The organism is Larkinella rosea (genome assembly GCF_003858635.1).
In the GTDB taxonomy this organism is placed as follows: domain Bacteria; phylum Bacteroidota; class Bacteroidia; order Cytophagales; family Spirosomataceae; genus Larkinella; species Larkinella rosea.
Genome location: NZ_RQJO01000007.1, coordinates 1538058 through 1558593, shown reverse-complemented (window position 1 = coordinate 1558593; position 20536 = coordinate 1538058). Strand labels below are relative to the sequence as shown.

14 protein-coding genes are annotated in these 20536 nt (G+C 51.0%); 5 read left to right on the top strand and 9 right to left on the bottom strand.

Translation table 11 applies throughout. The features are described 5' to 3' along the window. Nucleotides 1-205 precede the first annotated feature (205 nt). A complete protein-coding gene (locus EHT25_RS06600) occupies nucleotides 206-2905 on the bottom strand; it encodes a DUF5686 and carboxypeptidase regulatory-like domain-containing protein (RefSeq protein ID WP_124872511.1) in 2700 nt (899 codons plus the stop codon). Between the two features lie 194 nt (nucleotides 2906-3099). Between EHT25_RS06600 and EHT25_RS06595 the strand changes: the two genes are divergently transcribed. Next, nucleotides 3100-4458, top strand: a complete 1359-nt coding sequence (locus EHT25_RS06595) for a M24 family metallopeptidase (protein WP_124872509.1) — start codon at nucleotides 3100-3102, stop codon at nucleotides 4456-4458. A gap of 949 nt (nucleotides 4459-5407) precedes the next feature. Here the strand turns inward: EHT25_RS06595 and fbaA are convergent. Further along, nucleotides 5408-6487: a class II fructose-bisphosphate aldolase gene (gene fbaA / locus EHT25_RS06590; RefSeq protein WP_124872507.1), complete on the bottom strand. Its 1080-nt coding sequence runs from the start codon at nucleotides 6485-6487 to the stop codon at nucleotides 5408-5410. Between the two features lie 237 nt (nucleotides 6488-6724). On the opposite strand from fbaA, the gene EHT25_RS06585 reads away from it, so the two are divergent. Beyond that, on the top strand, nucleotides 6725-8359 hold the full coding sequence (locus EHT25_RS06585; RefSeq protein WP_124872505.1) for a tannase/feruloyl esterase family alpha/beta hydrolase: 1635 nt from the start codon (nucleotides 6725-6727) through the stop codon (nucleotides 8357-8359). A gap of 117 nt (nucleotides 8360-8476) precedes the next feature. Here the strand turns inward: EHT25_RS06585 and EHT25_RS06580 are convergent, their stop codons facing one another. From EHT25_RS06580 to EHT25_RS06565, 4 genes are all read right to left on the bottom strand, one after another. After that, a complete protein-coding gene (locus tag EHT25_RS06580; protein WP_221622259.1) occupies nucleotides 8477-9931 on the bottom strand; it encodes an amidohydrolase in 1455 nt (484 codons plus the stop codon). Between the two features lie 88 nt (nucleotides 9932-10019). Further along, a complete protein-coding gene (locus EHT25_RS06575) occupies nucleotides 10020-10634 on the bottom strand; it encodes a hypothetical protein (RefSeq protein WP_124872501.1) in 615 nt (204 codons plus the stop codon). 152 nt (nucleotides 10635-10786) lie between these two features. Further along, nucleotides 10787-12373: a SusD/RagB family nutrient-binding outer membrane lipoprotein gene (locus EHT25_RS06570; protein WP_124872499.1), complete on the bottom strand. Its 1587-nt coding sequence runs from the start codon at nucleotides 12371-12373 to the stop codon at nucleotides 10787-10789. Between the two features lie 35 nt (nucleotides 12374-12408). After that, nucleotides 12409-15618, bottom strand: coding sequence for a SusC/RagA family TonB-linked outer membrane protein (locus tag EHT25_RS06565; protein ID WP_124872497.1), 3210 nt, complete (start codon nucleotides 15616-15618; stop codon nucleotides 12409-12411). 332 nt (nucleotides 15619-15950) lie between these two features. Between EHT25_RS06565 and EHT25_RS06560 the strand changes: the two genes are divergently transcribed. Further along, complete coding sequence (locus EHT25_RS06560; protein ID WP_124872494.1) at nucleotides 15951-16460, top strand: MOSC domain-containing protein; 510 nt, start codon at nucleotides 15951-15953, stop codon at nucleotides 16458-16460. Here EHT25_RS06560 and EHT25_RS06555 read toward each other — a convergent pair. The 3 genes from EHT25_RS06555 to EHT25_RS06545 form a co-directional block, all read right to left on the bottom strand. Beyond that, a complete protein-coding gene (locus EHT25_RS06555) occupies nucleotides 16438-17112 on the bottom strand; it encodes an HAD family hydrolase (protein ID WP_124872491.1) in 675 nt (224 codons plus the stop codon). The genes EHT25_RS06560 and EHT25_RS06555 overlap by 23 nt on opposite strands. 90 nt (nucleotides 17113-17202) lie before the next feature. Next, complete coding sequence (locus EHT25_RS06550) at nucleotides 17203-17589, bottom strand: VOC family protein (RefSeq protein WP_124872488.1); 387 nt, start codon at nucleotides 17587-17589, stop codon at nucleotides 17203-17205. Further along, nucleotides 17586-18779, bottom strand: coding sequence for an MFS transporter (locus EHT25_RS06545; protein WP_124872485.1), 1194 nt, complete (start codon nucleotides 18777-18779; stop codon nucleotides 17586-17588). The genes EHT25_RS06550 and EHT25_RS06545 overlap by 4 nt, the downstream gene beginning before the upstream one ends. Before the next feature lie 147 nt (nucleotides 18780-18926). On the opposite strand from EHT25_RS06545, the gene EHT25_RS06540 reads away from it, so the two are divergent. Then, a complete protein-coding gene (locus EHT25_RS06540; RefSeq protein ID WP_124872483.1) occupies nucleotides 18927-19775 on the top strand; it encodes an AraC family transcriptional regulator in 849 nt (282 codons plus the stop codon). Between the two features lie 17 nt (nucleotides 19776-19792). After that, nucleotides 19793-20473, top strand: coding sequence for an NUDIX hydrolase (locus EHT25_RS06535; RefSeq protein WP_124872480.1), 681 nt, complete (start codon nucleotides 19793-19795; stop codon nucleotides 20471-20473). Nucleotides 20474-20536 lie beyond the last annotated feature (63 nt).

The following is a 20536-nucleotide window of genomic DNA, read 5'->3' as shown; positions in this document are numbered from 1 at the left end:
CAGCGGCTGAAAGCCTGGTTAGCGGTAGGTTAACTTCCCTTTAGCTTTTTATAATTTCTGGCTAAAAACGAGCAAATCAAGCGAAAAACGGCATTTTAATCCTGAATTAACGACACTCTTTAGAAAACCGCATTGGAACGATGCTGAGATTTGTCCAACCGCTGTCGGGGTCTTCGACCAAATCGTCGGCCCGGCGCTCACCGGGTTAGCGGAACTTTAAAGTCGTGCCAATGCGGAAACCGAGCTTCTGGTATTGCCAATCCTGCCACTGCGAAATCACTTCGACCCGGAAGAACGGGAAAATGCCCGGAATCAGGCCATCGAGGGCGTAACCCACTTCGGTGTAGTTTTTGGAGTTGGGGGTGCCGAGGTAATGCACAAAGAGATTTTCCTTCAAACCGGTCAACCGGACAACCGTCAGTTGGGTAATCAGAAATTTGCGGTATTCCATCAGCACGTGCCCTTCGACAAACCGCTTGCCGGTGCTGTACTGGTAATACGGCAACATGCGGAAAATAGAGGTCGGATCGCCCTGTTGCAGAAAAAACTCGTTGCCCTGAAAATGTTTGAAATCCGGGAAGAACACTGCCTTGTCGTTCAGAAAACCGCCCGCCGACACGTTGTAACTCAACCGACTCCGAATACCGGTTTCGAACGAATGGCTCAAACCGGCCTGCAAAAAGTCATAATCGACATCACTAATTCCGGAACCTCCGGAATTCAGCGGAATGCCTTTGCGGTAATTCAGCGTCAGTTCGGGACTGTTGTTGCGGCTGGCCACCCGCCGACCATTGCGAATCCGGTACCGCGTGGCCGCCAGTTTACCCGATAAGGACAAATTGAAAATCAGCGCCTGGTTCATTGCAAATCCCGCCGAACCTTCGGCATTGGTTGGCCGGTTAGGCGAATAACTGAATTGATTCCAGTCGATCCACGGTTTCAGGTTCTCCTTGTAGTTTGCCAGTTCCGTTCGTTCGGCGTATTCCAGGCTGCTGTTGACACTGATGCGGTTTTGGAAAGGACGAGCGGCCACGTTCAGGCGCAGGAAGTCGCGCTGGTAAAACTTCGCGTAATTTTTTTCGAACAACAACGAAGTGATGGAGTTCAGGAACGGACTGATCGGTTCGTTGGGATTCAACTGATTGACCCAGCGCCCGCCGGAAAGGCTGACGTTCGTACCTTTGTAGTTGTAACCGACAAATCCCGTTCCGATGAACCGCTTCATACCGAACTCGTAGCGTCCGGCTCCGCCGATGGTTAAGTCGGGCGTTGGTTTGTTAACCACTCGTCGGCGGGTCGAATCCCGTTGCGGTTTTCGAAGAAAATACCGCAGTCGCAGGCCTAGATCGAACGTGTAGCCTTCCACGGTGTTGTAATAAATTTTCTGGAGCGGGCTGTCCCAGGTCAGCGCCGTTCGCTTGCTGAAATTCCAGGTATTTCCCGAAATTAACTGACCCGGTTTAAAGGTTTTGCTGGCCCGGTTTTTCTTCGTCGAATCGCGGACGGCTTTCGTACTGTCTTTGGTAACTTCAATTTTTCGGACAATTTTCAGGCTGTCCCGCTTGACGTAACTTTTCAATTCCGCCGTTGTCAGCGGAACTGCCCGCAGCGAATCCCAGAAGGCGTTACTTCGTTTTCCGGCCAGCGAGTCGACAATGGTGGAGTCGTTCCGTGAAACCTCGACCTCTTCTTTCCGTTCTTTTTTAGCCTTGTATTCCTGCTTTTCGTACTCTTTCAGCAGTTTTTTGAAATCTTTGGTCGAGTATTCTTTCTGTTTGGCAATTTTATCTTCCAGTTTTTGTCCTTTGATGTCTTTGTTGGAAAGCGAAACCGCCGGTTTATCAAACTTTTCGTCCACAATTTTGACTTCTTCCACAAAAGCCGGATTTACCTGGAGGCTCTTAAAGGATTGATTGATAATGAATTGAGCGTTTCCGGCAGCTCCCATGATTTTCCCTTCCAGGTTATACCGCTGGTTGACCGGCAGCCAGACGTTTTGCACTGGGCTATACACCTGCCGGATTTTGATATCGAAACCGAGCGGATTCCGGGTTTCGAGCTGCAAACTGTGAATAGCCCAACTGTTTTCGATGATAAAAATATAGCCCCGGAAAACCCCTTCGCCATACGCCCGCGGCACGACCTGAATCTTGCTCACGTCGATGCCGCGCTCACTGAACGTTCCCTGATACTCAAATTTATAATAAGCAAACGCTTTGGGCGAAAGGGGCGAAACCGCGTTGTTGACCTCCGGACGGTAGAAACTCGTCAGAAAATAATCGCTTACTGACAGGTTGTCGCCCATCGAATTCCGGGAACCGATCAGGTGGTAGCGGTAGGTGTTCGGTTGCTTGAACGTCACTTCCGAAACGGACTCGTACAACATCGGAACGCCAATCTTAAAGCCGTCTTTTTCGGCTTCTTTCAACTGTTTCCGGTACATGAACTGCATCGGCAGATCGGTTACGGTAAACGTCGTTTTGGTGTAGGCGCGGGCGGTAAAGCTCATCACCTGAAGTTCGTGGTATTTGGCCTTCGCAATGGCCCGGCGCATGATGCTGTAGGCCGGATCTTCCTTGCCCTCGCGGGCCTGAACCTCCTGCAAGCGAAATGCCTGTTCTTCCATCGTGACGTCGATCGTTTGCCAGTCGCTGCCAATGTCAACGGTTTTTTCCTGCGCCTGAAAACCGAGATACTGGAAAATGACGCTGTACTTGCCCGGTTTCAGCGCGACTTCGTAGCGCCCTTCGGTATTGGTGATGGCCCCGCTGGACGTCCCTTTTACCACAATGGCCGCGTAGGGGAGTACCTCACCTTTGGCGGTTTTGATGGTTCCCCGGATTCCCTGGGCAGCGATGTATGGCGTAAAAAAGACGATGAAGAGGATGGTAAGCAAGTATTTCATACAATCAGGTTAGTATTCGTAATGGAAAATAGGGATTCCGGACCACTGTTGCAATAAAGGAGTAACGAACGGATTGTTGCGCATCGGTATGCCCGTCGGCTGGTTTTGCTGCAAGATGTCGAAAGATAGGCTACGGTTGCTCACCAGCGTAGAAAATCCGTATTTTTAACAAACAATAACGTATTCTGTTGCCTATGAATCGACATCTCCTTCCGCTCGTCCTGGTGTTATTTTCAACTTTCCACGTATTGGCTCAACCGGTTTCGCCGTCTGCCATTCTAAATGAACGGGAGCGCTCCCGCGTCGTTGATGAAATTCTGGAATACCGGTTTAATAACCTATTGCCGCAGTTGATGCGCCGGGAAGGGATCGATATGTGGATCATCATTTCGCGGGAATACAACGAAGACCCGGTTTTGAAAACCATGTTGCCCAGCACCTGGCTCTCGGCGCGTCGGCGGACCATGATGGTTTTCTACGATCAGGGCGTGGAAAAAGGCGTGGAGAAGCTGGCGATTGCCCGTTATGATGTCGGGAATCTGCTGAAAGGCGCCTGGGACATTGACGTGCGGCCGAATCAGTGGGAAGCGCTGGCGAAGATTATTCAGGATCGCAAGCCCAATAAAATCGGGATCAACTTTTCCAAAAACTACGCTCACGCCGACGGCCTGACATTTACCGAGCACGGCGAATTTCTGGAAAAACTGCCAGTTGAATACCAAAAAAAGCTTGTTTCGGCGGAAAAACTGTCGGTTGGCTGGCTGGAAACGCGGACAGAAAAGGAAATGGCGATTTATCCGCTCATCTGCCGGTTGTCGCACCAGATCATTCAGGAAGGGTTTTCCGAGCAGGTTATTCAGCCGGGAGTGACGACGACCGACGACGTCGTCTGGTGGTTTCGCCAGCGGATTACCGATTTGGGCCTCGAAACCTGGTTTCATCCAACGGTTGACATTCAACGTGCGGATAATCAGCAGTTTGAACATCTCAGAACATTCTCTAAAAAACCGTCCATGCAGGTCATTATGCCGGGAGATCTGCTGCACGTCGATTTTGGCATAACCTATTTGCGACTGAACACCGATCAGCAGCAACACGTTTACATCCTCCGCCCCGGCGAAACCGAAGTGCCCGAAGCCATTCGGAAAGCGTTTCAGCAGGGAAACCGCCTGCAGGATATTCTGACGGAACGGTTTCGGGCCGGAAAAACCGGTAATCAGTTGCTCCTCGAAGCCTTGGAGCAGGCGAAAAAGGAGGGAATCACGGGTACCATTTATACCCACCCAATTGGCGTTCACGGTCACGCAGCGGGCCCGACCATTGGGATGTGGGATCAGCAGAAAGGCGTACCTGGCTCGGGCGATTACCCACTATTTGCCAACACCGCTTATTCGATTGAACTGAATGCGGCCGTCGAGGTACCGGAATGGAAGAAAACCGTTCGCATCATGCTCGAGGAAGACGGTTTTTTCGATGGAACGAGTTTTCGATACATCGACGGTCGGCAAATCGAGATTTACACCATTCCCCGTAAATTATTGTACGTAAAATAAATTTCACTCCCGTTATCATTTCAGTTATAGAGAAATTGAAATGATAACGGGAGTGAAATTTATTTCTGATCATAAAATTGAAACTGCCGATTGATTCATTCGGAAAATAAATGATATTATCAGACGATTATATCTTCAATTTTAGTGGTAACAATTGAGTAAAAATCCGTATTGTATTATTTAATAATTGCCGATTTTTACGAACGATTTACGGCAACCCATGCAGCGATACGTGCGATTCGGAATGAAAAACAACATACTTTTCGTGAGTATTGAGCGGGGGATTCGTTCTGCTGCGGATTGATCCCGACCACAGTGTGGACACTCTTTGCTGGTGGTAAACCGTCGGGAAATGAACACGACGTTGAGCGTCGTTGATAAAAGGGACAAAGTTTTCATGACACGTTTCGTATTGGCTTTCCCAAGATACGCAAAACGAGTTAATTCGGGCTACCTACTACTAGGTATAAATACTAAATTCTTGAATACTTTTTAGAAATTCGCATTTCAATTCAACGGCGATTACTAATTTTCGATAAAAAGAAGCTGTATAAAGGGAATTTTAAATGAACTATCAGACATTAATAGTTGAATACACTATTTTTTGATACTTATTTTTACAAAAGTATATTTTTGGTTATTTCAGATTTTGTGATTGTTCTGTTCATTTAAAAAATGCACAGAACATCGGGCTGGAAGGAGAGAAACCGGGCGGTTTGTCAATCCGGTCGGCAAGTCCAAACCGGTATACCTTCACGGCAGAGTAGGGCTGGGTGCTGTAGTTCGTATCCGAGATTTTCACCGGACGCTGACCAATCCAGCGGACGAAAGAAAGGGCGGGTAGGACCAATGTGTAAACGGCACTTTTCTGGCATTAAAACAAAAAAGAGTTACAAGCCGAAGCCCGTAACTCTTTTTTTAACCGCGAGGGCGGCCTCATTTTAACTCCTTACGCCAGGCGATTGATGCAGTTCAGATCTTCAAAAGCCACTTTTAGACGGCTTACGAGACTTTCTTCCCCTTTGCGCAACCAGACGCGCGGATCGTAGTATTTTTTGTTCGGCGAATCTGCCCCGGCGGGGTTCCCCAACTGACCTTGCAGATACGCTTTGTTGGCTTCGTAGTAGTTTTTAACGCCTTCCCAGGTTGCCCACTGAATATCGGTATCGATGTTCATCTTGATGGCTCCGTAGTGAATAGCTTCCCGGATCTCTTCCCGGCTTGACCCTGAACCGCCGTGGAAAACGAAGTTGACCGGCAGCGGACCCGTTCCGAATTTCTCCTGAATGTAGTCCTGGGAGTTTTTCAGAATGATCGGTGACAGCTTCACGTTACCCGGTTTGTAAACGCCGTGAACGTTGCCAAAAGCGGCCGCAATGGTGAAATTCGGCGATATTTTCTTCAATTCTTCGTAGGCAAATGCTACTTCCGAAGGCTGCGTATACAGTTTTGAATCGTCGACGTCCGAGTTATCGACGCCGTCTTCTTCACCTCCCGTCACGCCGAGTTCAATCTCCAGCGTCATGCCGATTTTCGCCATCCGCTCGAAATATTTGGCGCAGATTTCGATGTTTTCTTCGATCGGTTCTTCCGACAGGTCGAGCATGTGCGAGCTGTACAGAGGTTTCCCGGTTTGGTCGAAATGTTTTTCACCCGCGTCGAGCAGACCGTCGATCCAGGGGAGCAATTTCTTGGCACAGTGGTCCGTGTGCAGAATCACCGGCACACCGTATAATTCAGCAATCGCGTGAATATGTTTTGCCCCGGAAATCGAACCCGCAATAGCCGCTTGCTGATTGGTGTTCGACAGGGTTTTGCCCGCGTAAAAAATAGCTCCGCCATTCGAGAACTGAATGATAACCGGTGAGTTAACGGCTTTAGCGGTTTCCAAAACGGCGTTGACTGAATTGGTACCGACAACGTTTACCGCCGGAAGCGCATAGTCATTTTCGTTAGCGTGACGGAAAATTTCGGAGACGCCTTCTCCGGTGACGACGCCGGGTTTAAATCGGGTGGCTACTTCGCTCATAGTCAGTAGGGAATAAAAAATAGATAGCTTAAAGAAAAAATAGGCTGATTCCTAGACTGTTACCAAATCTCCGAATCAGTCTGCAAAGTACGATTTATTTTGTAAAGTTATTTCGCGGAGGTAAGCGGAGAAGAGCAGAGTTACGCAGAGAAAAAAAATAATCTCCGCTTAACTCTGCTCTTCTCCGCTTACCTCCGCGAAACAATTACCTTTGAACCAGTCCCGAACCCGCTCAATATGAAATCTAAAAACTGCCTTTTCTTCTTCCTGTTAGTGCTTCAATGGGGTATAACAAATCGGGACGCCCAAGCCCAAACCGCCGATTGCAACTGCCAGCAATTGGCTAAACAAGCGTTCCCCACCGCAACTCTTACAACCGCCGAGTGCATAGCCGCCGGTACTTTCAAATTGCCGGGTAGTGGCGTTGCGGTTCCTGATCTGCCCGCATTTTGCCGGGTTGCCGCGACCTTGAAACCGACTGCCGAGTCGAACATCCGAATTGAAGTGTGGTTGCCCCAATCGAGCTGGAACGGGCGGTTTTTGGGAACCGGAACGGGCGGGGGTGCGGGAATCATCAATTATGGCGCACTCGTCAATGGACTGAAGCGCGGATTTGCGACGACGAACACCGACATGGGAACGTCCCCAAACGCAAATGAGGCCGTTGGCCATCCCGAACGCTGGACGGATTTTGGTCACCGCGCCACGCACGAAATGACAAAAACCGCTAAAGCCATTACGCAGGCGTATTACCAGAAACCGGCTCAGCGCGCGTATTTCGCGGGTTGCTCGACCGGGGGCCAGCAGGCTTTGATGGAAGCGCAGCGGTATCCTGATGATTATGATGGGATTCTGGTGGGCGCACCCGCCAATAACCGCACCCATTTGCACACCGGTTTTGTCTGGAATTACAAGGTAACCAATGAACAACCGGGAAGCGCATTTCTGCCAAGAGAAAAAATTGCCCTAATCACCAATGCGGTTTTGAAAGCATGTGCCGGAAAAGACGGTGGTGCGCCCGGCGATGATTTCCTGACCGATCCGCGGGCATGTCAGTTCAATTCGGAAACGCTGCCCAAATGCCCGAATGGGACCGATGACGTGACCTGTCTGACGTCGGTTCAATTGACAGCCTTGAAAAAAATCATGGCCGGGCCGGTCAATCCGCGCACGGGTGAACGGATTTATACGCCTTTGCCAATCGGAAGCGAAAATTCCTCGTCCGGTCTGGAATACCAGCAAAATCCGAAACAAGCCCCTAACTCGCTTTTCTACCAGTATTTGTGGGTCTTTGGACGCCAGTTCGATTACAAAACGTTTGATTTTGACCGCGATCAGGACAAAATGGATTCGGTGCTGGCCCCGATTCTCAACGCCAATAATCCGGATTTAGAACCCTTAAAAAAACGCGGTGGAAAAATTCTGATGTACACCGGCACGGCTGACCCACTCGTGCCATACCAGGATGCCGTGAGCTATTATGAGCGGGTAATCGAAGCACAAGGTGGGGCGAAGCGAGCCGCTGATTTTTTCCGGTTTTACCTGATTCCCGGAATGGCGCACTGCGGGGGAGGGCCGGGGCTGAACGACTGCGGTCAGAATCTGGCGTTGAATGTTCCACAAGACAGTGAACACGATGTATTAACGGCTCTGATGAACTGGGTTGAAAAAGGAAACGCACCGGATAAACTCATCGCAACGGCTTACACGGGCGGTGTCCCCGCGAATGGAATCCGGTTTCAGCGACCCATTTATCCCTTTCCAAAGTTGCCCAGCTATACAGGCGGTGACCCTAAATCGCTCGGCAGTTATAAAGGTGTGGCGTATCCCAAGCGAGCGGTTTTGAAACCGGCAGAGCGGTATCTGAAGTAGTTTTAGAGAGTTGTTTCGCGGAGTTGAGCGGAGTTATAAGAGATAAGCAGAGAAAAATATCTCTGTGTAACTCCCTTTTCCTCCGCTCAACTCCGCGAAACAACTCTCTAAAACTACTCACTTCCGGTAATCCAGCGCCGGTTTCCGGTTTCCAAGCAGGGCTTCGTATTGAAAACCCGCTCCACGGGCCTGTTGCCAGTCGGATTTCGCTTTTTGAATCAGGGCAGGATCTTTGAAGAGATCGATGGCCGTGAAGGTCAGGGATTTGGCAGCTACCATCATGCCTTTGACGCCGATGCTCGTGCCGCTCGATGCCACAGCTTGCCAGCTATGAGCGGCTGTTCCCGGTACCCAGGTGGCCGCTGATAAACCGACTGTCGGAACCACCCAGCTCACGTCGCCCACGTCCGTCGAGGCACTGCTCAGCAGGTCGTTGTTCGAGAACGGCGAAACCGTGGCGGCTTCAACCGGTTTTCGAATCGAACCGAACGAGGCTCCGAAGGATTCGCCCATTTTTTCGGCAAATTTGGTTTCCTCTGGCGAGTAAGTGACTCCTCCCACCAGACTCAGGTTTTTGTGCATCAATTTGGAAAGCGATTCGACCGGCAGGAGGTTGTAAACTCCACCGATGATTTCGTATTCCATTTTCGTTTCCGTTCCCAAACCAGCCCCTTCGGCGGCTTTCACCATCCGCTTCCAGACGTCCTGCAAAATCGTGCGGTTTTTGTGACGAACGTAATAATACACTTCCGCAAAATCGGGAACCACGTTTGGCGCTTCCCCACCTTTCGTGATCACGTAATGAATCCGTGTGTCCGACGGAATGTGTTCACGCATCATGTTGATCATGTAATTCATCGACTCCACACCGTCGAGGGCCGAACGTCCGCGCTCGGGAGAAGCAGCCGCGTGGGCGGCAATGCCCCGAAACCGGAATTTAGCGGTTATATTGGCCAACGAGGTCGAGGGGTCAGCACCGTTCCGGTCGGCGGGGTGCCAGTGTAAAACCACATCCGTGTTGGTGAACATGCCTTCCCGAACCATGTACACTTTTCCCGAACCGCCTTCTTCCGCCGGAGTTCCGTACAGTTGAATGGTGCCGGTTTTACCGGTTTTCTGTAACCAGTTTTTAACCGCAATGGCCGATGCCACCGAACCCGGGCCGAATAGATTGTGCCCGCAGGCATGTCCGGCTTTTTTCGAATCGATCGGTTTGCGTTCGGGGGTTGCATCCTGCGTAATTCCCGGCAGGGCATCGTATTCGGCGAGAATGCCAATGACCGGTTTTCCACTGCCGAACGTTGCGACGAACGCCGTTGGAATACCAGCCACTCCGGCTTTCACTGAAAAACCTTCTTTGGTCAATTCCTGCTGCAGCAACGCCGAGCTTTTTTCTTCCTGATACCCCACCTCGGCCCAGTCCCAGATCTGTTTGGAAAGTGTCCCGTAATGGCTTGATTTACCATCCAGTCCCGACAAAACCTCCTGCTGTTCTTTTGTCAACGTCGGTTGCGCCCGGAGTTGGATTGAGAGCAAACCAACGGCCAGAAAGGTAAGTTGATGAAGTGTCATTTTTCGCATACGCAGGAGTTAAAAACCGGTTTGTAGAGGCCGTACCGGTTTTACCCGGCACGGCCATTTCGCTGATGAAGATAGTAATCTATTTTAAAGGTTGGTACAATGCTTTCTTATTATCCACCCGGATCACCAGCCGGCAATCACCCACCTGGCCGCGGGTTTCGTCACAAATTCCGTCGTGGAAGGCATCGAACCGCCGACCGTCGTTGGTTTGGACGACAAATTTCAACTGAAACGTGTCGTTCAGCAACAAACTGGTTGTCGCCACACCTACGGCTGCTGCGGCTTCGCTGGCTTTGATGGAGACTGTTGCGGGCAATGTCGAAAACGTTTTCCACAGTTTATCGGTCGCGACCAGACGACTGGGCAATGGCCCCAGGGCACCGCTCGGATAGAGACAGCCCACGCCATTGCCGCAAGCCGTCATCGAAGCCGCCAGCGCAATTTTGGGGCTGTTAAGACCCACCCAAACCTCGATGGCCTTGACGCCGACACCTTGCCCAAAATCTTCGCCACTCAACTGAAACTCAAACTCGGTGGTTGCCAGGTTGGTAACATCGAAATAGGCTTTGGCCGCATTGACTTTGGCGACTGCAACCGCCCCGGCCGGTGCCAGCGGAATTGGATCCTTGGTCTGGCAAGCGTCCGAAATGACCATCGCGGTCAACAATAAGGTTATATAAACGAGTGATTTCATGTCTTCAAAAAATTTATGGTTTGTGGTTTCCGTATTCGGTTACGGTGGCTAACGCATTCTTGACTAAAGAATTAATACATACCAAAGCTTAGGCACTGGCTCATTGAATGCGTCAGCCACTGTAAACCGTAAACTGAATACCGAAAACAGTCTTACAAATCCCAGAAAACCGGGGTGACGAAATTGTTTTGTGCCGGAGCCGCCGTGTTGGTATTCAGCTCGCGTTGAGAATACGTAAACCGCAACGGGAACGGATTCAGGGGTGAAATCGGCGCCATCAGGGTCGGGATGCCCGTCCGGCGGTAGTCGTTATACGATTCGATGCCGTTGCCGTACAGGGAAATGTATTTTTCGGTCATCACCGCTGTCAGTTTTCCGGCCGCATTGGCGTCTTCGTATTTTTTCACCCGATCATTGACGAAATTGGTCACGGTCGTTGCCGCCATCACCGTTCCCGAATTGCCCGGTGCCTGCACAAAACTGTTGATGCCGTTGAGATTCAGCGTAATCCCGTTTCTGAAATATTCTTTGGCATCGCCCGTCGTTCCAAGCGTCAGGGCGGCTTCGGCCAGAATAAAATTGACCATCGATGCCGTTACGATCGGAAAAATGCCGGCTCCCGAACCGTCGGAGGTCGTCACGACCCGGAAATTCGCCGGATTGTTGACACCGGTATTCGTCAGGAAAACATTTGTGGCTGGCAACCCGCTGATCGTATTGTTGTCGTATAAACCGCCGTACGGATAAATGCCGAAGGTTGCCCGAACGGCATTGTCGGCGGGAGCGCCGGTGGGGTCGCCAGTATATCGACCGCCGTACCCGTTGCTGGTTCGGGTAAAATTCACCCCGGCGTTATTAGTCTGCCGGTAAACGTAATAGCGCAGACGCGGGTCGTCGGTGTTGTAGAGCCGCTCCATAAACCCCTGATCCATCCAGAAATCCTTCGTGGCGCGGTAGTCGCTGATGTGAATCGGGTGGCGGTTTTGGGGCGTTTCGGTTGTTCCGAATTTGAACGTGAAATCCTGCGCATTCGTCAAAATCAACTGGCCACCGGCGATCAGTGCATTGATTTCCTGTTTTACCCGCGCCTGTTCGGCCGGAACCAATCGAATCTGATTCAATAGCTTCAATTTCAGGCTATTGGCGGCCCGAATCCAGCTTAGGCGGTCGCCCTTGTAAAACAAGTCGGCATTACCCGGAGAAACGTAAGGCGTCTTGTTCAGGTCGGTAATGGCCTCGTCGATCATCGAAAAAACCGCCTTATAAATATCGGCACCTTTGTCGAATTTCGGACTCAAATTTCCGTCGCCCTTCGATGCATCCGAAAACGGTACATCGCCCCAAAGATCGACCAGAACGCTGTAGACGTACGCTTTTTCGAGCTTGGCAATGCCCACATACCCCCACTGATTTTTTGCCGACCCTTCCCGGATGATGATTTCAAGGTCGTTCAGCGCTTCCGAATAGATGCCGTTCCAGGGTGTCTGGAAGGTGGAACCCGTCAATTCGAAGCGGCTGGGGCCGTTTTGCGTGGCATGTTGCATGATGACCGTCGCAATCCGGTTGGTTGCTCCTCCGCCGATGTGAACCCCAATGGAAACCTGCGTGGCCGGAAGCAGCAGATCCAGAACCGGTTGAGCGGGCGTATTCGGATCGACGTTGATGTCCAGAAAATCGTTGCAACTGCTGAACGTGAGCGTCAGGAAGATGCCGATGATCAGTTTAAATCTATTTTTCATCGTGAATGTCGTAAATGTTGAAGGAAAATTTCGGATCAGAACGTAAACCGCAGGTTGACGCCGTAGCGTTTGGTGGTCGGAATGGCAACCAGCTCGAAGCCCTGTGCATTTCCCGCACCAAGCGAGTTCACTTCCGGATCGAAGTTCATGTATTTCGGGAAGTTGGGCGCTTTATACCACAGATTTCGGCCGCTCAGCGAAATTGAAGCCGAACCGAAGGGGGTTTTAGCCAGCCAACCCGCCGGAATCTGGTAGGCCAGCGACACTTCACGCAGTCGGAAAACCGTCGCATCGAAAACCCGGAACTCGTCGGCAGTTCCCTGACTTCCGCTGAATGCACCCGTTCCGAAATAGTACTCATTCACCGAAATCGGAATGTTGTTGGGCTGCTTCTTACCGTCGGCTGTCAGAATGGGCATTTTGGTATTCGGATCGCCCAGAACACCCACGGGAACAAGAACTTTGTTACGGTCTTCGTTGTCGCGTGTGATGCCGCGACTCAACATCTCAGCCACCGAAACCGACAGCAAATCACCTCCCTGTTTCCAGTCGAACAACGCACTGAGCGTGACACCTTTATACGTGAACGTGTTGGTGACGCCCATCGTAAACTTCGGATTCGGATTACCAACCGGTCCCTGCCGATCCGCCAGAATGGCTTTTCCGGTGGCTGGGTTGATCAGCAGATTTCCTTCGTCGTCGCGCAGGTAATAGCTTCCGCGAATCAAACCGTAGGGCTGACCCACGATGTGCATGCTACCGATGGTGTTGGTCGCATTCGCCTGACTGTAAAAGAGTTCGGTTGCGCCACCCAGATCCAGCACCAGGTTCCGGTTCCGCGTAAAAGCCGTATAGATGTTCCATTTAAACCCGTTGTTCAGCTTGATGGGCGTGAGGTCCAGGCCGAGTTCGATCCCTTCGTTTTTCACTTTCCCCAGATTGACCACCCGCGTCAGGTAACCCGACGAAGGCGCCACATCGACCGTGAAAATCTGCGATGTACTGATTTTGCGGTAATACGTCAGGTCGATTCCGATGCGGTCTTTCAGGAAACGAAGTTCGGTACCCGCTTCAAATTCCCGGATAAACTCCGGTTTCAGCGTCGCGCTGCCGAGTCGATTGCTGTACGTCATCAGGTTGATGCCATTGAAAGGGGCCAGAATATCGACCGGGCCGGGGTGCGTGAAGGACGGATTGATGTTATAAACCGTCTGGGTCTGGTACGGACTGGCTTCGTTCCCGACCACCGCGTAGCCCAGGCGAATTTTCCCGAATGACAAAACCGCCGGGTTGGTTTTCAGGACTTCCGTAAAGACAAACGAGCCGTTGACCCCCGGATAGAAATAACTGCGGTTTCCTTTCGGCAGTGTCGACGAAATGTCATTGCGGGCCACCACGTTCAAAAATGCGTAGTTGCGGTACGACAACTGGAAATCGCCGAAGAACGCCATAAACCGCTGTTTGATCAGGTTTCCACCAAACGTTTGCTGAATGCGCGTATTGTCTAAGTCGTTGATTCCCGGCACGATAATGCCATCGCCAAACACCAGTTGGCGGTCAGTAAGCCGTTGGTTGACGTTATTACCAACAATGGCTCGCAAACTGAAATCCGGCCCAAAATCCCGCGTGGCCGTGATGAGCAGGTTGCCGTCCAATTCCTGACGGTAAATGTTATCATCGGTGATGTTCCCGTTCGGATAGATTTCGCCGTTTTTTCCATTCACGCTCCGACGGCGGTCGGTATACGCATTAAAACCGGCGGTGTATTGAATGTTCAGCCACGAAAACGGATCGTAACCGAGCGTAAATTTTCCGTAATAGCGATCCACTTTGCTCGTCACCGGGCTGTTGACCACCGACCAGTAGGGGTTGTCGATTCCCACGCGGTCATACACACTGCCGCCCGTTAACGGGTTGGTATTCGGGTAGTTCGTCAGGTCGTAACTGTTGGGCGTCCATGGCAGAATCTCGATGGCCGAGGGGCCGTTCCCGATGCTCGATGTAAGCTGAGGTGAGGTCTGGTCGATGTTGACGTACGTCAGTGAGCCATTGAGGTAAAAACCGTTGTCCAGCTGCGCATTCCCGCCGATGTTGAAACTGGTCCGGTTGATTTTGTTGTACGGAACGATCCCTTTGTTAGCGGTTCTGGAAAAACCGGCGGTCAGACTCGCTTTTTCGTTTCCTCCCGAAACACTGAAGGCATTTTCATACACAAAACCAGGCTCGTAGAAATTCTCGTAGTTCTGCTGCCCAAACGGTTCGTATTTCACTTTTTTGTTCGCCAGTTCCGGGAAAACCGTCGGCAACCGAACGCCAAGCGGATGGAAGATCGAGTCGATCTGGGAGTAAGGCGCTCCCCAGGTTCCGAAAACGCCGTAACGCGTATCCCACTCCGTGCCCTGGCCGTAGGTCGTCTGGTATTCAGGCGCTCTGGCGAGTTTTTCGTACGAATAGGAGGTGTTGTACGTAATCTCCAGCCCCTTTTTCGACTTCTTCCGGTTGTTTTTCGTCGTAACAATAATGGCCCCATTAGCCGCCCGCGAACCGTATAGCGCAGCCGCAGCCGCCCCTTTCAACACCGTCATGGACTCGATGTTGTTCGGATCGAGGTCAAAGGCACGGTTGGTAAAACTCGCCCCGCCCTGTTGCCCGCCGTCAGTCAGAAATGAGGAGTTGTCGAACGGGACGCCGTCGACCACGAAAAGCGGCTGGTTGTTGTTCGAAAGTGACGAATTGCCGCGAATCGTGATGTTGGTCGATCCCCCGGCGGCTCCGCCCGATCCCTGCACATTGACACCAGCTACTTTGCCCGACAGCGAACGGAGCGGGTCGGGTTCCGAAATCTGGGCAATCCGGCTGCTGTTGATGGTACTGACTGAATAACCGAGCGCTTTTTTCTCCCGCGCTATGCCGACGGCGGTTACAACAACCTCCGTCAATTGCTTCGTGTCGGCGGCCAATGCGATGTCGATAGTCGTTTGGGAACCGATGGTTACTTCCTGCGTCTGGAAGCCAATGGAGGAGAAGACGAGCGTGGTGGCTCCCGCCGGGACATTGATTTGGTACTCGCCCTGTGCGCCGGAGACGGTTCCGACCTGCTGGTTACCCTTCACTGAAACGGTTACTCCGGGTAAAACCGTCCGTTCTTCGGCGGTGATTACTTTACCCCGTACGGCTTTCTGCTGAGCCTGGCTTAGAAAAGGTAACAGGAGTAGAAATAACGTGAATCGTACACATTTAATCATAAAATTAGAGATGGAATGTGAAAAATAGGTTAGGTATCAAAACAAACTGATTATTTCAAAATAAATGATTTTTCTGGAATATTAAATTCAGATTAAAACATAATTTTTAAAAATCTAAGTTATTTAGAATAATATCACTAAATATTTAAAGCTGTTTTGGGAAAATTGTAAAATCTAATAAATGCAGGAATTAAGATTATTGTATCTGAATTGTACAAAAAATACGTCGGACTTATGACGTATCTAACGTACTGGAAAAGGAGAATGTGAATACTTTTATTTTCGTTTTTAGGCTGATACCGGTATCTTCAATACTGCTAAATGGGTGATCAATGGAAGTTCAGTTGAAGAAATTATTGGAAACCTTCCCGCGTGCAGGTCGGGTCGAATGGATTGGAATTCGACCCGTTCGGAAAGAACCGTTGACGATTGTTGAAGAAGTCGAGGTGTCAGAAAAAGAAGGTATGGTGGGCGACCATTATAGCGGTCGGAGCGGCAACCGGCATGTGACACTCCTGCAGGCGGAACACCTGCCCGTGGTGGCCGGTTTAACCGGGCGATCGTTCATCGACCCGGTTTTACTGCGTAGAAATATAATTGTATCCGGTCTGAATCTGCTGGCGTTAAAAGACCATCAGATTCAGATCGGTGAAGCCGTCATTCTGGAAATTACCGGACTTTGCCATCCCTGTTCACGCATGGAAACGAACCTCGGGCCGGGCGGTTACAACGCCATGCGCGGCCACGGTGGGCTCACGGCGCGGGTGATTCGGGGCGGAATAATTCGATTGAGCGATGCCGTGACGGTTGTATCGACAGCTAAACCGAGACCGAACGATTGACAATGGACCGAAACCGGTCGGGCGTTAATTCCGTAAAATCACGAATTACTTCGTCGGCTCCGACACCGGTCAACTCTTCTGCCGAATCCGTGGTCAATACGCCGATCACGTACGCGCCTGCCGCTTTGGCGGCCCGAATGCCCGTGGTCGAATCTTCAAAAATGACACTTTCAGTCGGCTCAACGCCCAGCAACTGCATCCCTTTCTGATAAATTTCGGGATTCGGTTTGGGATGGGAAACCTTGCTTTCGTCGAGCAAAACGTTGAAATAGGAACGCAGGTTTAAGGCATCCATGACAAAATCAAGGTTTTCGACCGGCGCCGACGTGGCGACAGCGGTCAGAATCCCGGACTTGTGGAGCAGTTGTAGGAAATCGGTCAGCCCCGCGACCGGTTTTATTTCCGGCAAGTACAATTCCCGAAACAGCGCTTCTTTTTCGGCGGCCAACTGCCGGGCTTCGGATGGGGAAAGACTCCGGTCCGGGAACAGGTGAGTCAGAATGTCCTTGTTGTGTTTACCCGAAACATACTGCACAAAATCGGCGTCCGTGAGCGGTTTTCCATTCTGCTCGAAATAGGTACGCCAGGCAATGCGGTGGTGGGGATTGGTATCGACAATCACACCATCCATATCAAATAGTACGGCTTTCATGTTGTAAATGAGTGAATAAGTGGCGGGTCTGCCCGCGCAGTTAGGGAATAAAAACCGCACGATGCCCGCATTCTGTTTTGTTTTTTTTAATCAAATTGTGATTTCGATGCGGTTTTTTTCCGGGTCGAGAACCACACTTTCGTAATAGCCGTCGCCGGTGGTTCGGGGGCCATCCGCTATTTCGTAACCATCTGCTTTCAACCGGTTGGTCAGCGCGTCGACTTGCCGGTGACTACCGACCGAAACCGCAAAGTGAATTAAACCACTTCGCTGAATAAACGGATCGGCTGAATCGGATGGAACGTCAGGTCGGTGCATCAGTTCCAGTTGACAGCCTTCGCCAAAGGAAAGGAAGTAGGACGTAAATTGCTTGGTAGTATTCTGGTAAATCGCGGAAGATTTTGCCCCAAAATACGTTTCGTAAAAGGTTCGCATCCGTTCCAGGTCCTGCGTCCAGATCGCCAGGTGAGCAATCATAAGTTGATCTTTCTTGAAATTCCGGCGCAGATGAGCAGCAACACAACTACTAAGCCAAGGCCGTAATTAAGCCCGTAAGCTTCTGCGACAAAGCCAATGACCGGAGGCCCCGCCAGAAAACCGATAAAACTGAAGGTCGCGAAGGTTGCCAAACCGGTTGCCGCCGGAATGCCCGGAACGCGTAAAGAAGCTGCGTATAAAATCGGAGCCCCCAACGAACAGCCCGCGCCCAGAAGGGCAAAACCGGTCAGCACCACGGCCGGAATCGGAACCGCAATAGCCAGCAACAAACCGGCACCCGCCACCAGACTGCCCACGCTCAGGATTAATCGGGCACCAAACCGGGGAATGAGGGCGTCGCCCATAAACCGCCCGAGCGTCATGGCCAGCGAAAAACAACCGAAACCCAAAGCCGCAATCTGACTCGAAGCTCCCGCTGATTCGTGTAGGTACACCGCACTCCAGTCCAGCGCGGCTCCTTCGCCCATCGCAACCGCTAACCCAATGAGAATCATCATCAATAACAACATATTCGGTCGCACAAAAGCCGCCGACGATTCGGTGGGCGGTTGTGCCGGAATGGCTGCCAGAACAGGGCGGAGGGCAAAAGTCAGCAGCAACAGGATGACCGTCATCCCCAGCATGTGGATCGAGGGCGAAACGTGCAGTGAAATCAAAATACCGGCCAGCAACGAACCGACCATACCGCCCAGACTCCACATACCGTGGCAGGACGACATAATCTGGATGTTGTTTGCCCGTTCGACATCAGCCGCGCTGGTGTTCATGGCCACATTTAGCAACGCAGCACTCAGACCAACGAAGAACAGTCCGACAGCCATGAGGGCGATGTTGGGCGCGTTGATGGGTAGCAAGGTGCTGATACAGAGTAATAAAGCACTCAAAAAACAAGCACGGGCTACGCCAAGCCGGGCAATGATCCAACCGGTCAGGGGATTCATAAGCAGTAATCCGGCGGGCATTGCAAACAAGACCATGCCCAAACCGGCGTCGGTCAGATGCAGTTTGTCCTTCACATAAGGAATATGGGCCACCCAACCACCCAGCAGCAGACTTTCCGTTGTAAAAACCAGACCAACGGCACGAGCCTGTGGGTTCAAAAAGAAATTTTGGAGACTTCCGGTGAGCGTTGGTGCGGAGTGCGGTTTTTCGTCGATGGTAACGTTCATGGTATGCTAAATCTTTACCTGTGGCAAAAATAGGGCGGTTTTCTTAGTTACTTTTTAGTTTAATTACCTTATTTTGGTGCTCTATTGATTTAATTTGTTGGTTCTTGATTAATTAAATGTTAATGGTGCATCTATTTCGGTGAAACGATGAAACCCCAGTTTGAAAAAATAGAACCGGAATTTGGAAGTTCCTTTAAACTGGTTCACCACACGGAACCGGATAGTTGCTGGGTATACTGGCACTATCATCCTGAATATGAGATTGTTTACATTCCGCGTGGCAATGGAAAGCGGCACATTGGCCACCACGTTTCATCGTATGAGGACGGGGAATTAGTATTTCTGGGCCCCAATTTGCCGCACCTGAACTTTGGTCATGGCGTGGTGGGCGAATTTGAGGAAATTGTGGTGCAATTGCGCGAAGATTTTCTCGGCAAGGATTTCCTGCAACAACCGGAGCTGGCCGCTGTCCGGCGGTTGTTCGACCGGGCGCACCAGGGCATGTCGTTTTACGGCGAAACCAAGCAGCGCGTGGGTCAGCAGGTGGCCTCATTGGTGAAATTGCCGCCTTTTGAACGGATGCTGGCGTTACTGACGATTTTTCAGCAACTGGCCGTTTCGACCGAATACCAGATCCTGAATGCAGAAAGCATCAGCCTGGATCTGAATGGGCGGGAGCAGGACCGAATCAACCGGATTTACGGCTTTGTGGAAGCGAATTATGCACAGTCGATTGATATACAGGATGTAGCGTCACTCGCCAACATGACCATTCCGGCTTTCTGTCGGTATTTCAAAAAGATGACCTTGATGACGTTCACGGATTTTGTCAACGAGTTTCGGATCACGCAAGCCCGAAAACTGCTGACCGGCGAGCGCAGTATCAGCGACGTCTGTTACGACAGCGGTTTTAACAACCTCTCGCATTTCAACAAGGTGTTCAAGCAGCGAACAGGGCAGACGCCGGGTATGTATCGCCGGGCGCTGACGGTTTAAGGCTAAATCTACATTTCATGGACATTTCCCAAACCATCAAAGTTGCCGTCGATGCCGTTGTTTTTGGGTACCGAAATCAGACTTTATTTCTCCTTTTGATTCAACGAAAACTGGAACCGTACCGGGGCGGCTGGGCGTTGCCGGGCGGTTTTGTGCTGGACAATGAAAGCCTGGAAGCGGCTGTTATCCGGGAGTTGCACGAAGAAACGAATGTGACGATCAATTATTTGGAACAACTTTACACCTTTGGCCGCCCCGACCGGGACCCCCGGTTTCGGGCTGTTGCCGTGGCCTATTATGCCCTCGTAAAACCGGATGCTTTTGAAATTGCCGCATCCACCGATGCCGATGATGTCCGCTGGTTCGATGTGAACGACTTGCCCGAGCTGGCGTTCGACCACGCGAAAATTATAACACACGCACTGGAACGACTGCGAAATAAACTGACCTACGAGCCAGTTGGCTTTGGTTTACTGACCGAGCGGTTTTTGTTCTCCGATTTCGAAAAACTCTACTCGACGATTCTAAACAAACCCATCGATCGGCGGAATTTTCGAAAAAAAGTAATGAGTTTTGGCATCCTGACTGAACTGGCTGAAAAACGCTCGGATGGGAAAGGGCGTCCGGCGAATTTGTTTCAATTCGATGAGGATCAGTATTTTAAATTGAAGAAACAGGGTTTTTATTTTGAACTTTAACGACCGGTTTTTACCGTTCGCTCAAAGGTGGCAAATTAATGCCGTGCTGATTTGGTAGTGGGC

Coding starts and splice junctions, on each gene's coding strand:
- EHT25_RS06580 (WP_221622259.1), bottom strand. CDS start 9,931: ATGACACTTCATCAACTTACCTTTCTGGCCGTTGGTTTGCTCTCAATC.
- EHT25_RS06540 (WP_124872483.1), top strand. CDS start 18,927: ATGAAACCCCAGTTTGAAAAAATAGAACCGGAATTTGGAAGTTCCTTT.
- EHT25_RS06550 (WP_124872488.1), bottom strand. CDS start 17,589: ATGATTGCTCACCTGGCGATCTGGACGCAGGACCTGGAACGGATGCGA.
- EHT25_RS06535 (WP_124872480.1), top strand. CDS start 19,793: ATGGACATTTCCCAAACCATCAAAGTTGCCGTCGATGCCGTTGTTTTT.
- EHT25_RS06560 (WP_124872494.1), top strand. CDS start 15,951: ATGGAAGTTCAGTTGAAGAAATTATTGGAAACCTTCCCGCGTGCAGGT.
- EHT25_RS06545 (WP_124872485.1), bottom strand. CDS start 18,779: ATGAACGTTACCATCGACGAAAAACCGCACTCCGCACCAACGCTCACC.
- fbaA (WP_124872507.1), bottom strand. CDS start 6,487: ATGAGCGAAGTAGCCACCCGATTTAAACCCGGCGTCGTCACCGGAGAA.
- EHT25_RS06585 (WP_124872505.1), top strand. CDS start 6,725: ATGAAATCTAAAAACTGCCTTTTCTTCTTCCTGTTAGTGCTTCAATGG.
- EHT25_RS06595 (WP_124872509.1), top strand. CDS start 3,100: ATGAATCGACATCTCCTTCCGCTCGTCCTGGTGTTATTTTCAACTTTC.
- EHT25_RS06575 (WP_124872501.1), bottom strand. CDS start 10,634: ATGAAATCACTCGTTTATATAACCTTATTGTTGACCGCGATGGTCATT.
- EHT25_RS06555 (WP_124872491.1), bottom strand. CDS start 17,112: ATGAAAGCCGTACTATTTGATATGGATGGTGTGATTGTCGATACCAAT.
- EHT25_RS06600 (WP_124872511.1), bottom strand. CDS start 2,905: ATGAAATACTTGCTTACCATCCTCTTCATCGTCTTTTTTACGCCATAC.
- EHT25_RS06570 (WP_124872499.1), bottom strand. CDS start 12,373: ATGAAAAATAGATTTAAACTGATCATCGGCATCTTCCTGACGCTCACG.
- EHT25_RS06565 (WP_124872497.1), bottom strand. CDS start 15,618: ATGATTAAATGTGTACGATTCACGTTATTTCTACTCCTGTTACCTTTT.